The 12540-nt window shown below is 60.4% G+C and carries 10 protein-coding genes; 4 read left to right on the top strand and 6 right to left on the bottom strand.

Going from position 1 to position 12540, the window contains the following annotated elements; translation table 11 throughout:
- The first annotated feature begins 17 nt into the window (after nt 1-17).
- The 3 genes from A7D21_RS00970 to A7D21_RS00960 are packed head-to-tail and all read left to right on the top strand — an operon-like array spanning nt 18 to nt 3012.
- Nucleotides 18-1193, top strand: coding sequence for an FAD-binding oxidoreductase (locus A7D21_RS00970; protein WP_053254020.1), 1176 nt, complete (start codon nt 18-20; stop codon nt 1191-1193).
- Nucleotides 1190-2002: an aldo/keto reductase gene (locus A7D21_RS00965; RefSeq protein ID WP_069550880.1), complete on the top strand. Its 813-nt coding sequence runs from the start codon at nt 1190-1192 to the stop codon at nt 2000-2002. The genes A7D21_RS00970 and A7D21_RS00965 overlap by 4 nt, the downstream gene beginning before the upstream one ends.
- 41 nt (nt 2003-2043) lie before the next feature.
- Nucleotides 2044-3012 carry a hypothetical protein gene (locus tag A7D21_RS00960; RefSeq protein ID WP_053254018.1) on the top strand — a complete coding sequence of 323 codons (969 nt, stop codon included), beginning with the start codon at nt 2044-2046 and terminating at the stop codon, nt 3010-3012.
- 122 nt (nt 3013-3134) lie between these two features.
- On the opposite strand, the gene A7D21_RS00955 is transcribed toward A7D21_RS00960, so the two are convergent.
- The 3 genes from A7D21_RS00955 to msbA form a co-directional block, all read right to left on the bottom strand.
- Entirely contained in the window at nt 3135-4070 is a 936-nt protein-coding gene (locus A7D21_RS00955; protein WP_069550879.1) for an NAD-dependent epimerase/dehydratase family protein, read from the bottom strand.
- Entirely contained in the window at nt 4063-5487 is a 1425-nt protein-coding gene (gene hldE / locus A7D21_RS00950) for a bifunctional D-glycero-beta-D-manno-heptose-7-phosphate kinase/D-glycero-beta-D-manno-heptose 1-phosphate adenylyltransferase HldE (RefSeq protein WP_069550878.1), read from the bottom strand. Before hldE ends, A7D21_RS00955 begins: the two co-directional genes overlap by 8 nt.
- 217 nt (nt 5488-5704) lie before the next feature.
- Entirely contained in the window at nt 5705-7510 is a 1806-nt protein-coding gene (msbA, locus tag A7D21_RS00945) for a lipid A export permease/ATP-binding protein MsbA (protein WP_053254015.1), read from the bottom strand.
- Nucleotides 7511-7669: 159 nt separating this feature from the next.
- On the opposite strand from msbA, the gene A7D21_RS00940 reads away from it, so the two are divergent.
- On the top strand, nt 7670-9529 hold the full coding sequence (locus A7D21_RS00940) for an O-antigen ligase family protein (RefSeq protein ID WP_069550877.1): 1860 nt from the start codon (nt 7670-7672) through the stop codon (nt 9527-9529).
- A gap of 41 nt (nt 9530-9570) precedes the next feature.
- Here A7D21_RS00940 and A7D21_RS00935 read toward each other — a convergent pair whose 3' ends face one another.
- Genes A7D21_RS00935 through A7D21_RS00925 form a run of 3 tightly spaced genes read right to left on the bottom strand, consistent with a single transcriptional unit; the run spans nt 9571 to nt 12487 of the window.
- On the bottom strand, nt 9571-10455 hold the full coding sequence (locus tag A7D21_RS00935; RefSeq protein WP_053254013.1) for a glycosyltransferase: 885 nt from the start codon (nt 10453-10455) through the stop codon (nt 9571-9573).
- Nucleotides 10452-11606 (bottom strand): glycosyltransferase family 4 protein, encoded by a 1155-nt coding sequence (locus tag A7D21_RS00930; RefSeq protein ID WP_069550876.1) that lies wholly within the window; start codon nt 11604-11606, stop codon nt 10452-10454. The genes A7D21_RS00935 and A7D21_RS00930 overlap by 4 nt, the downstream gene beginning before the upstream one ends.
- Nucleotides 11603-12487 (bottom strand): DUF6625 family protein, encoded by an 885-nt coding sequence (locus tag A7D21_RS00925; RefSeq protein ID WP_053254011.1) that lies wholly within the window; start codon nt 12485-12487, stop codon nt 11603-11605. The genes A7D21_RS00930 and A7D21_RS00925 overlap by 4 nt, the downstream gene beginning before the upstream one ends.
- Nucleotides 12488-12540 lie beyond the last annotated feature (53 nt).

Genomic DNA, 12540 nt, shown 5'->3' with positions numbered 1-12540 from the left:
GAACACTGAGGTCGCCGATGCCATCCGTTATTTCCACCGACGTTCTGATTGTCGGCGCCGGAGTTGCCGGCCTCTGGCTTAACGCGCGCCTGCGCCGCCAGGGGTTTTCCACGGTACTGGTGGAAAGCGCCACACTGGGTGGCGGGCAAAGCGTGAAGTCCCAGGGGATTATCCACGGCGGCGCTAAATACGCCCTGCACGGCGCCCTCACCGGCGCATCCGAGGCAATTGCCGACATGCCGCGCCGCTGGCGCGAAGCCTTGGCCGGTGACGGCGAGCTGGACTTGTCCGGCGTGCGCTTGCTGTCCGAAGCCCATTACCTGTGGTCCCCGGGCACGCTCGCCGGCAACCTCACCAGCTTCTTCGCCAGCAAGGCCGTGCGCGGCCGTGTCGATCAGGTCAAGGGCGACGACTTGCCCCCGGCCCTGCAAGACCGACGCTTCAAGGGCAAGGTCTATCGCCTGGCGGAGCTGGTGGTGGACGTACCCAGCCTGATCGAACGCCTGGCCCAACTGGCGGGTGATGGCTTGCTCGCCGGGCAGCACATCGAACCGCTGTTGGACGGCGACACGCTCGTGGGCTTGAAAGTCGACGGCCGCGAGATCCGCGCCCAGCGCATCGTGCTGAGTGCCGGGGGAGGCACTGCTGATCTGCTGGCCGCTTTGGGCCTCAGCCAACCCGCCATGCAAAAGCGCCCGCTGCATATGATTATCGCCAAAGGCCCAGGCCTGAAACCGCTGTATGCGCACTGCCTGGGCGGCGGCACCAAGCCGCGCATCACCGTCACCACTCACCCGGCAGCCGACGGCAATTGGGTGTGGTACATGGGCGGCGATATCGCCGAGGCGGATGGCGTCGCGCGCACACCTGAAGAACAGATCGCTACCGCGCAAAAAGAGCTCGGGCAATTATTGCCGTGGATCGACATGAGCCAGACCCAGTGGGCCACGCTGCGGGTTGATCGCGCCGAGCCACTGCAATCGGGCCTGACCCGCCCCGACAACGCCTTCCTCGCCGAACAAGGCCGCCTGCTGGTGGGCTGGCCGACCAAGCTGGCGCTGGCGCCGGACTTCGCTGATCGCGTGCTCAACGCCCTGGAGCGCGACGGCATCCGCCCAAGCGCCAGCGAAACCCTGCCCGACCTGCCCAAGCCAGCCCTCGGCCAACCTGCCTGGGAGCACCTGTTGCCATGAGCCTGCCAACCCTGCACGACCTGCATCGCCCACTGGGCAGCACCGGCATTCTGGTCTCGCCACTGGGCCTGGGCACCGTCAAGCTGGGCCGCGACCAAGGGGTGAAATACCCTAACGGCTTCCAGATCCCCAATGACGACGAAGCGCGGAAGTTATTGCGCCAAGCCCAACAACTGGGCATCAACCTGATCGACACCGCCCCGGCCTATGGCCGCAGCGAAGAACGCCTGGGGCCGCTGTTACGCGACCAGCGCAAGGACTGGGTGATTGTCAGCAAGGTCGGCGAAGAGTTTGCCGATGGCGTTTCCCATCATGACTTCAGTGCCGCCCATACCCGCCTGTCGATTGAGCGCAGTTTGAAGCGACTTGAAACGGATTTTATCGACCTGGTGCTGGTGCATTCCGATGGTAATGACCTGCACATCCTCAATGATTGCGAGGTGTACCAGACCCTGGCGGAACTGAAAAAAGAGGGCAAGATTCGTGGCTTCGGCTTTTCCGGCAAAACCGTCGAAGGCGGTGTGAAGGCTCTGGAACAGGGTGATTGCGCGATGGTCACCTACAATCTGAACGAACAGGCCGAGAAAACCGTCATTGAATATGCAGCAGCCCATGGCAAAGGCATTCTGGTGAAAAAGGCCCTGGCCAGCGGCCACGTGTGCCTGGAGCCTGGAATGGATCCAATTCGCGCGAGTTTCATGCTGTTGTTTGCGCAAACGGGCGTCGCCAGTGCTATTGTCGGGACCATTAATCCGCTGCACCTGGCCCATAACGTGGCGACCGCTGCCCAAGTCATTCGTCAACTCTGATGCCGCCGACGCGGCCGACCCCGTCGCAAAAAGGAGCCGACATGCCGCGTACGCTCATTAGAAAAAACCCGAGTAACTTTAAAACACTGCCGCTGCACGTCGAAGCTACCCCCGAAGGCCTGAGCTACCAGAGCGTGGGCATGCCGCTCAACTTTGCCCAGACCCTGCAACGGCGCAAGCCGGTGGCGGTGGCTGACCCCGAGCGTTTCGCCCTCGAGCTGGCGAACCTCGGCGTGTCGGTGCGCCTGACCCTGCACTGGCAGAACAAGGATTACTGGGTACTGGTGCGCCAACGCCGCCAGGACCGTGGCGATGTGGTGCTCAAACTGATCTCCGGCTACGTCCCCGCCCACGAACTGAACCTGCCGCTGCACACCGCCATCCAGGAAATCGCCGAAGAGTGCCTGCTGGAAACCCCCGAAGGCTGGCTCGGCGGGCGCTTCAATGACACCTGGCTGCCGGCCCCCTACTCCGCCGCCTTGCATTACCGTGAAGCCTTGCCGTTTCGCTTGAGCCCACTGTCAGGTGCCGCGCGCCCGGTGCGTTGCGCCACCACGCAATTGATCGAACGCCCGCGGGCTTACGTGCACCTGCCCACGGCGTCACTGCAATTGATTTATGACTTGCGTCTGGAAGTGCCGAAGGAAGCCAAGTCCCTAAGCTTGTTCCATGTGGATGAACGGCTTGAAGGTGACCAGTTGGTCGCGCGCCTGGACCGCCAGCGGCCCGACCTGTACCTGATGCCCTTGAAAGATGGCCAGCCGCTTGCCGAGCTGTACACGGTCAAGAAGGACCAGCTTTACCCGGCCAGTACGCGCGGCGTGTACCTGGCGGAAAGTTTCGCCCAGCAGGAAGGCTGGTTGGTGCGCGACGAGCGCATTCGCTGGAAGGATTGGGTCAGGCAACAAGGGCTGGCACAGCCTGAGAAAGAGTCAAAGCTCAAGCGCTTGACCGGCAAGGCACGGCAGATGCTGCGCAAGATCGTGCCGAAGAAAAAAGCCAGCCGCTGAACTCAAAAACCAAGCAGATCAATGTGGGAGCGGGCTTGCTCGCGAACGCGGTGCATCAGTTACACATGTACTGACTGACACGCCGCATTCGCGAGCAAGCCCGCTCCCACAGTTGATTGTGTTCAGCTGTTTAGTAGCCGCTCCAGGCCGACCTTCAACGGGGTTGGCTCAGGCAGGGTAAAACTGGCCAGCAGCCGCTGGTTATTGGCCCGCGAATGCCGAATATCCCCCGAGCGCGCCGGCCCGTAAGTGATAGTCGGTAATTTGCCCACCACCTCTTCCAGCGCCTCCAACACCTGCGTGAGCGTGGTGGTGCGGTTCCAGCCGACGTTGATCGCACCCAACGGTGCCTCAGGCGCTTCGATGGCTTGCACCAACACATCCACCAGGTCTTCGACGTACATGAAGTCGCGGGTTTGCTCGCCATCGCCAAACACGCTGATCGGCACACCCTGTTGCACGCGCTCGCTGAAGATACTGATCACGCCCGAGTACGGCGATGACGGGTCCTGGCGTGGCCCGAAAATATTGAAGAAGCGGAAAATGACCGGTTCCAGGCCATGCTGGCGACGGTAGAAATCGAAGTAATGCTCACCGGCCAACTTGTCCGACGCGTAAGGCGTCAGCGGGGCCTTGGTGGTCTCTTCGTCAATCGAAGCGCCCTCGCCATTGTTGCCATACACCGCAGCGCTGGAAGCAAATACCACACGCTTCACACCGGCCTTGCGCATGGCTTCGCAGACATTCAAGGTGCCGACAAAATTGCTCTGGTGCGTGCTGACCGGGTCATCCACCGAGGCTTGCACCGAAGCCACCGCTGCCAAATGCACCACCGCCGTGGCGCCGATGGCGGCTTGCGCCACCAGGTCGGCGTTGGCGACATCACCTTCAATCAGCTGTACGCGTGGGTTATCCAACGGCACATTGCTGCGTTTGCCAGTGGACAGGTCATCCAGCACCCTTACGGCATAGCCCTTTGCAAGCAATGCATCGACCAGGTGCGAGCCGATGAAACCGGCACCACCGGTGATAAGGACCCACTTGTCTGCGTTACTCATTGTTGCGGATCTTCTCGACAATGGCCGTGGTCGAGCTGTTTTCAACCAGCCCGAGCACTTTGACCGTACCGCCGTAAGCGCTGACGATGTCGGCGCCCACGACTTGATCAACAGAGTAGTCGCCGCCCTTGACCAGTACGTCTGGCTTGACTTGGGCCAACAGGTTTTCCGGGGTGCCTTCAGAGAAGCTGATCACCCAGTCCACCGCGCCCAAACCCGCCAATACGGCCATGCGTCGGTCGACGCTGTTGATCGGACGGCCCGGGCCTTTCAAGCGGCTGACCGAGGCGTCGTCATTGACCGCGACGATCAGACGATCGCCTTGAGCGCGCGCCTGTTCCAGGTAAGTCACGTGACCGGCATGCAGGATGTCGAAGCAACCGTTAGTGAACACAATGCTTTCGTTGTGGGCACGGGCATCATCAATCGCCAGCAGCAATTGTTCCAGGCTCAGCACGCCACGCTCCGAGCCTTCGGAACGCTGGATCGCCCGGCGCAATTCAGGCGCACTGATGGCCGCGGTGCCCAGTTTGCCGACCACAATGCCCGCCGCCAGATTGGCCAAGGCCACGGCGTGGGGCAATTCTTCACCGGCCGCAATGGACGCCGCCAGGGTGGAAATCACCGTATCACCGGCACCGGTGACATCAAACACTTCACGGGCGCGCGCCGGCAAGTGCATCGCCGGGTGGCCCGGGCGCAGCAGGGTCATGCCGTGCTCGCCACGGGTAACCAGCAAGGCCCCCAGGTCGAGGTCAGCCATCAACGCGGCGCCCTTGGTCACCAATTCGTGCTCATCGGCGCAACCGCCGACAATGGCTTCGAACTCACTGAGGTTTGGCGTGATCAGGCTGGCGCCCCGATAAATCGAGAAGTCCTTGCCCTTCGGATCGGCCAGCACCGGAATGTTGCGGGCCTTGGCGGCCTGGATCAGTTCCTGATGGTTCTTCAGGGCGCCTTTGCCGTAGTCGGACAGGACCAGCACCTTGATGCCTTCGAGCAACGCGTCAACCTGACCGCTCAGGGCCAGGGCGTCGGTGGCGAAGGGTTCTTCGAAATCGATACGCAGCAATTGCTGGTGACGGCTCATGACCCGCAGCTTGACGATGGTCGGCTGATGGGCAATGCGCTGGAACAGCGCGCGCACGCCAGCACCGCGCAGGCTGTTGGCCAGGCTGTCGGCGGCTTCGTCGTCGCCGGTCACACCGACCAGGGAGGCCGGGGCGCCGAGCGCGGCAATATTGAGGGCAACGTTGGCAGCGCCACCTGGACGGTCTTCGATTTGCTCGACCTTAACTACCGGTACCGGTGCCTCAGGGGAAATCCGTGAGGTACCGCCATGCCAGTAACGGTCGAGCATGACATCGCCGACCACCAAGACAGGGGCTTGATCGAATCGCGGCATGGACAACTTCATGGAGCAACCCACATACAAAATGAACAGGGGCGCGATATTAGCACAGGGTTATGGAAGGCTTGTGGAGGGTGTGCACAGAAGATAGTGCGAGGGGCCTGCCATTGAATCCACCGAGGAACACATGTGGGAGCGGGCTTGCCCGCGATGGCGGTGAATCAGTCGAAACATTCGGTGACTGACACTGCGCTATCGCGGGCAAGCCCGCTCCCACAAGGTTTCAGGTGATATCGGCCGACACTGGGGCATCCAGGCCCATGGCATGCAGGCGGGCGTAGTAGCCGTTCTGTGCCAGCAGCTCGGCGTGGGTACCGCGCTCGACAATCCGGCCGTCGTCCATCACCAGGATCAGGTCGGCCTTCTCGATAGTGGACAAGCGGTGCGCAATCACCAGGGTCGTGCGGCCCTGCATGACCTTGTCCAGAGCCGCCTGAATGTGCCGCTCGGATTCGGTGTCGAGGGCCGAGGTGGCCTCGTCGAGAATCAGCAACGGCGCGTTCTTCAGCAAGGCTCGGGCGATAGCCAGGCGCTGGCGTTGGCCGCCGGACAACAGCACGCCGTTTTCACCCACCTGGGTATCGAAGCCTTTGGGCAACTGGTCGATGAAGTCCTTGGCATAGGCATCCGCCGCTGCCGCTTCAACGTCCGCCCGTGGCGCACCGGCCAGGTCGCCATAGGCGATGTTGTTGGTCACGGTGTCGCTGAACAGGGTGACATGCTGGGTCACCTGGGCAATGTGCTTGCGCAGGTTGAGCAGTTTGTAGTCCTCGATCTCTACACCGTCGAGCAGGATTTCGCCGCTTTCATGGTGGTAGAACCGCGGGATCAGGCTGGCCAGGGTCGACTTGCCGCTGCCGGAGCGGCCCACCAGGGCGATCATCTGTCCAGGTTCGGCGGTAAAGCTGATGTCCTTGAGCACATGGCGTTCGGTGCCAGGGTAGGTGAAGTTCAGTTGACGCACTTCCAGGCGGCCGCTGACCTTGTCGCGTTCGATGGTGCCGCGGTCGACTTCCTTCTCTTCGTCCAACTGTTCGAAAATGCTTTCAGCACCGGCCACGCCTTTCTGAATGGTCGAGCTGACTTCCGAGAGTTGACGGATAGGCTTGGGCAACAGGCCGGCCAAGGTGATGTAGGCCACCATGTCACCAGCGGACGCGTCGCCGCGAAGGTAAAGCACCAGGAACATCAGCACGGCCATGGCGGTGTAGATCACCAGTTGCAGCAACGGGGTGTAGATCGCCCCGGTGCGAGTCATGCGCAACTGCTTGTCGGTGTTGCCCTGGCTGGCCTTGAAAAAGCGCTTCTCTTCGTAGACTTCACCCCCGAAGCTGCGCACCACGCGATAGCCCTGGATGGTTTCGGAAGCCACGTGGGTCACGTCGCCCATGGCCACCTGGATCTTCTTGCTCTGCTTGCGGAATTTCTTGCTGGCCGTGCTGACCATCACCGCAATCAGCGGCAGGATGGCGATCATCACCAGCGTCAGGCGCCAGTTCATGAACAGCAGCGAGGCAAACAGGAAGATCACCGTCATGCCTTCGCGAATCACCACCTTGATGGCATCGGTCGCCGCACCCGTGACCATGGTCACGTTAAAGGTGATGCGGGAAATCAGATGCCCGGAGTTGTGGTTGTCGAAGTAACGGTTGGGCAGCGTCAGCAGGTTATTGAATAACTGCACGCGCAGGTCGTGGACCAGGCCCAGGGAGACCTTGGCCAGCAGGTAGTTGCCCAGGAACGAACCCAGGCCCTGCCAGGCCGCGATCAGAATGATCAACAAAGGCACGGCTTGCAGCAATTGCAGGTCGCGCAGAAACGGTACGTTGGGGAACAGCACCGCTTCCGGGTTGGATAGGCCGTCGACGAAGTACTTGAGGATGTACCCCAGCATGGGCTGGGTCGACGCGAAAATCAGAAATCCAACGATACTCAGCGCGAACAAGCCGGCATAGGGCTTAACGTACATGAGCAGGCGGAAGTATATTTTCAAGCTCGAAGGGCTTGCGCTCGGACTGGAGTCGGTCATATCACGCGGCGTTTTGAAAAAGGAGGCTGACTTTAGCACAGCTTCTCTGTTGTACTTGCACCCGGTATAACCCACGGCCCGGTTGGATCCAACCGACGACATTATATAGCGACTACTTTAAGATGGTCGGCTTTCTCAATTCTGGAATGGCTTTTCTGTATGCACTCCAAGCGCCTTGCCTACGGCTCAAATCGCGTTTTCGACTTCCTGGTCCTGTGGATTTTGCCCATTGGCTTGTTGTTGCTCCTGAGTTCGCTGTTCTACGTCACCAATCGCAATGTCATGCACCGGTTCTACTACGGTTTTTTCAGTGTGCCGACCTTGTTCCTGCTGTGCATGCGCCCGCGGGAAATCAAGGAGCTGTTGCGTGAACCCCTGATCATCGCGTTCCTGGCGTTTTGCGCCTGGGCAATCACCACCGTGCTGTGGAGCCCGGCGCCTACCGGCGACTCCAACCTGTTCAAGGTGCCGCTGCAAACCTTCATGCTGTTTGCCGGTTGTGGGTTGCTGCTGCATTACCGCAAAGACCTGTTCAAGCCGATATTTTTCAGCGCCGCCGTGATTGCGCTGGTGGTGTGCCTGTGCAACCTGGTGGCGTTCGCCAAAGGCTTCGAACCTGGCCTGAGCATGCGCATGATCGGCGGCCGTGGCGCCCTCGACAACCCACTGCTCAGCTCCCACCTCTTCGGCTTTTTCTGCGTCTACTGGCTCTATATCTGCATTACCACCCAGCGCCTGCGTGTGCTGTGTTTCAGTGCGCCTGCCCTGGCGATCATGGCGCTCGCGATCCTGGCGACCGGCTCCCGCACGCCGCTGGTTGCACTGACGCTGGCCGCCGTGTGGATCGCCTTTGTCAGCCGCAATCGCCGTTCAGCCCTGATGATTGCGACCCTGGTGCTGGGGGCGGCGGCACTTCTGCTGCTTTACCCGGAGGCCATTACCGAGCGAGGCAGTTCGTATCGCTTCGAGTTGTGGAGCATGACGCTGCAGCGTATCGCCGAACACCCCTTCATCGGACACAGCTACGACTCCGAATTGTCGCTGATCGTGGCCGGTGTCGAGCTGATGGAACCCCACAGCTTTGCGCTCGGCGTGCTCTATTACGTGGGCATCATCGGCTTTATCCCGTGGATCTTCATGCTGGGCTGGGGCCTCTATAAAGGCTTCAAAGAGCGTACACAGCCACTGTTCCTGCTGGCTTCCGCCCTGCTGGCCTACGGCATCGGCGCCGGCCTGACTGAAGGCGGCGGCATTCTGTCGCGGCCCAAGGAGCACTGGTTCCTGCTGTGGATCCCTCTGGCCCTGATCGCGGGCCTGAGCATTGCCAAACGTCGTGGCAGCCTGCTGCGCATGCCGGTGCAAACACCCGAGCAGCAGGCGTTTGAAGCCCTGCGCAGCGGCGCGGACGTTATCGAGGAAGATGGTCTCGGGCCGAAAGTCCTGCGCCTGCAGGATGGCAGCTTCCTCAAGCTGTTCAGGGCCCGCCGCTGGTACACCTCGGGCATGTTCAATCCCTATTCGGAACGCTTTGTCAGCAACAGTGAACAACTGCGACGGCTAGGCATTGCATCACCGACCATCCTTGACCTGTATTGCCTGCAGGATGGCAGCAGCGCCGTGCACTACCGGCCACTGCCCGGCCTGACGCTGCGTCAGGCCCTGCAAAGCCTGGACAGCAGCCTGCGCGAATCGCTGATTGAACGGTTTGGCCGGTTCATGGCTCAGTTGCACGAGCGCGGTGTATACTTCCGTTCCCTGCATTTGGGCAATGTGCTGCTCTTGGAAGACGGGGAGTTCGGCCTGATTGACGTGGCAGACATGCGCATCTTTCCGTCAGCGCTGCGCAACACTCTGCGCCAGCGCAACTTGAAGCATATGCAACGCTATTCGCAGGACCGCAACTGGTTGTTCGAAACCCACTTCGAACAGTTGATCAACGGGTATGCATCCGTCGCATCGCCGCACGCCACGCTGAAAATCCGCGAGCAGGTCCTCACACTCGCTCGCCCTGCCGCCTGAAGGCAAGCCCGGTGCGCCCCTGAAATGGGGCGCACGCGGTATCAGTCTTTTTCCAGCGGGGAAAAGTACAGCCGGCCAAGGCCGCGCCAGGTTTTCTTGTTCCAGGCCCGAAACGGGATCTGCGCCAGCAGCTCTCGCGCCAACGCACGATTGCGGTTGGACGTCTTGAGGAACATGGAGCTCAGGAACTTGTAACGCACCTCGTCATATTGCGGGTGGTCACTGAACAGCGCGTAGGAACGCAGGATGTTGTCGATCATGAATCGATGATTCTTGTACGAATTGGTAGCGTGCTTGCGGTAGCGCGCCATCACCACGTTCAAACCGTCGATGAAGTACCCGGCGCGGGTAATCTTCAGCTCGATCAACAAGTCTTCCAGGCGAATCTGCGGGTCGAACCCACCGACCTTTTCCAGCGCCTCGCGCCGAATCATCAGCGTGGGCGCCGGCGGGTAGGGTTTACGCTCCAGGAACATATCGTCGAAGTCCAGGCGCCGAAAAGGCACATCCCGGCGTTGGCGCTTCTCGGGAAACAGCTCGCCGTTGGAGTCGATCAGCTCGATATTACCCGCACAGATCCCCACCTCAGGCTTGCCGTCCATATACGCCACCTGGGTCGCGATGCGCTCCGGCAACATGATGTCGTCGGAACCGAACGGCACAATCAGCGGGCCTTGAGAGCGGGCAATCGCGCCATTGAGCGTATTGGTCAGCCCTTGATTCTGCTGGACACGAAAGTCGAAGGTATGGTGTTCCTGCAGTCGACGAATGCGCTCGACACTGTCATCTGTCGAACCATCGTCAATCACCAGCAGTTCAATGTTGGGGTACGTCTGGTTCAGGACACTGAGGATGCTTTCCTCAATGTAAGGCGCGTGGTTGTAAGACGCGATGATCACCGTGACCAAGGGCTGACTCTGGTTCATACATGGTTCCTGCGTGCTTGAGCCAATCCTGAATCAATCAGTTCCAGGTATTCCTGGCGGAACACCTCAATGTCGTGTTGTGCCTGAAGGTACTGATAAGCCTGTTCGCCTTTCTGCGCGAGTTCTTCATCGGACAGCGCCAGGTAGGTGTCCAGCGCCTGGGTCAGCTCGGGCACGTTGGCCGGCTCCACCGCCAGGCCGCCCGCGCCTTGAATCAGCGGCAGCATGGCCGGTACGCTTGAGGCGATCACCGGCAGCCGACCGCTCATGCCTTCCAGCAGTGCCAGGCCCAAACCTTCTGCCAGCGACGGCATCGCCCAGATATCAAAGGCGCGCACGTATTGCAGGGCATTTTCCTTGAAGCCCAGCAAATGCACCCGCCCCGCCAGGCCGAGGCTGTTGATTTGCGCGGCCAGGTTGGACTCTTCGCGCCCGGCGCCAATGATGGCGAGCTGCGCCGAAGGGTAGCGGTCTTTAAGCGCCGCAAATGCCTGCAACAAATAGGTGTGGCCCTTCACCGGCACCAGGCGCCCCAAGGCGCCGATCAACCGCACAGAAGGGTCGATGCCCAGCAACTCGCGCGCACGCTCACGGGAATGCTGCAAGCCTTCAGCCTGCTCGATGTCGATGGCATTGGTAATGGCGTAGGTATTGCGGTCGGTAAACCCGCACTGGCAGTCCAGCAGGTACTGCTTGACCGCTGGCGACACGCCGACAAAACGCCAATGCTCGTCGATCCAGCGCTGGGCCTGCTTGCGTCGATAAAGGCGGTCATACTCGCCAAAGCCGTGGGAGATGCCGATGCACAGCGGGATCTTCAACCAGCGGTTCAACTGCAACATCATGTTGACCGGCTTGAAGCGGTTGCACACCACGACGTCGAATTTTTCCTTGCGGCAAAACTGATACAGCCGCCACATCGCGCGCAGCCTCAAGCCCTTGAGCGACTTGTCGGAAAACTCGAAGTAGACGGACGTGGCCGCGCGGCTGACCGGGTCTGCAGGCCCTGGCCGGCCCCGCAAAAAAGCGGCGGTGACTTCATAGCGGTCCGCAGGCAATGCCTTGACGATCTGTTCGGCCAGGTCGGCAAAATCATGGGATTTAACATTGTAGTCAGGCTGCAATTGCAGGACCTTGAAAGGCCGACTCATAACTCTCCTCGATGGAAACCTGTGGCATCAACAACCCAGGATTTTTCAGCGGCCAGCGTCGCGATGTACTCGGCGTCTGGCGCCGGCAGCAAAGACCACTGATTGCGTTTCCAGCAGACAAAATGGAAATACGGAAACTCGCGGTCGCCATCCCTGTCGTTGGTCAGGCGACCATTATTCCAGAACCATTGATGCGGAAAGCGATCAGTGCCGTCGTGCCATTTGATCGCACCACCCGGCGTACTGAACGCCTCGGTGAATTCACTGCGCCGACGCCACGGGTTGAGCTTGCCTACCAGCTCGAACAGTGGCTTCGGGAAATTCTTGCGCCACAGGAAGATCCTGCTGAACGCGCCTTCATCCAGGGCATGATGCTCCTGATCAGTGAAGCGCGCTTCCCAATCCTTGATCTGCATGAACACTTGGCGCTTTTTGGCGGTATTGCGCATCAGGCACAAATGGCCGGCCACCCGCCGCTCATGGGTCGAGAACAGGTCATAGCCGGCCAACCGATCGGCAGTGAAGTATTCGCGCAGGTTGCCATAGATCAGGTCCAGGTCGCCAAACGCCCAGAAATCGTAGCCTTTGAGGCGGTCAGCATGAATGTGCCCCAGCGCTGGCTTGATATCACACAGCTTATACGGCGCTTGAGGCGCAAAGTTGATGTACAACCGCTGTGACACCAACGCGCAGTAATCGGCAAAGCTAATGCTTTCAATCCGGACGTTGTCCGGCACGTTGGCCGGTATCGGACAGTCGCTGAACAACAACCAGTCGATGTCCGCGTTGCGTCTGCAGCTTTCGAGAAAAAACGGCATCCAGAATGGCCAGTGACCAAAGTACGGGATAAGAAAAAGGATGCGGGGGCATGGATTAATCACTGGGGACTCACTGTCATTTTTTTACTGGGACGTGCTGCACGCCACTTCGTTGC

Origin of the sequence: Pseudomonas sp. AP19 (assembly GCF_001728855.1) — a bacterium.
Classification (GTDB): domain Bacteria; phylum Pseudomonadota; class Gammaproteobacteria; order Pseudomonadales; family Pseudomonadaceae; genus Aquipseudomonas; species Aquipseudomonas fluorescens.
This window is presented reverse-complemented; position numbering and strand designations above follow the sequence as displayed.

Bases quoted from the DNA above. Each gene is read 5' to 3' on its own strand.
- A7D21_RS00970 (WP_053254020.1), top strand. From the start codon at position 18: ATGCCATCCGTTATTTCCACCGACGTTCTGATTGTCGGCGCCGGAGTT.
- A7D21_RS00965 (WP_069550880.1), top strand. From the start codon at position 1,190: ATGAGCCTGCCAACCCTGCACGACCTGCATCGCCCACTGGGCAGCACC.
- A7D21_RS00960 (WP_053254018.1), top strand. From the start codon at position 2,044: ATGCCGCGTACGCTCATTAGAAAAAACCCGAGTAACTTTAAAACACTG.
- A7D21_RS00955 (WP_069550879.1), bottom strand. From the start codon at position 4,070: ATGAGTAACGCAGACAAGTGGGTCCTTATCACCGGTGGTGCCGGTTTC.
- hldE (WP_069550878.1), bottom strand. From the start codon at position 5,487: ATGAAGTTGTCCATGCCGCGATTCGATCAAGCCCCTGTCTTGGTGGTC.
- msbA (WP_053254015.1), bottom strand. From the start codon at position 7,510: ATGACCGACTCCAGTCCGAGCGCAAGCCCTTCGAGCTTGAAAATATAC.
- A7D21_RS00940 (WP_069550877.1), top strand. From the start codon at position 7,670: ATGCACTCCAAGCGCCTTGCCTACGGCTCAAATCGCGTTTTCGACTTC.
- A7D21_RS00935 (WP_053254013.1), bottom strand. From the start codon at position 10,455: ATGAACCAGAGTCAGCCCTTGGTCACGGTGATCATCGCGTCTTACAAC.
- A7D21_RS00930 (WP_069550876.1), bottom strand. From the start codon at position 11,606: ATGAGTCGGCCTTTCAAGGTCCTGCAATTGCAGCCTGACTACAATGTT.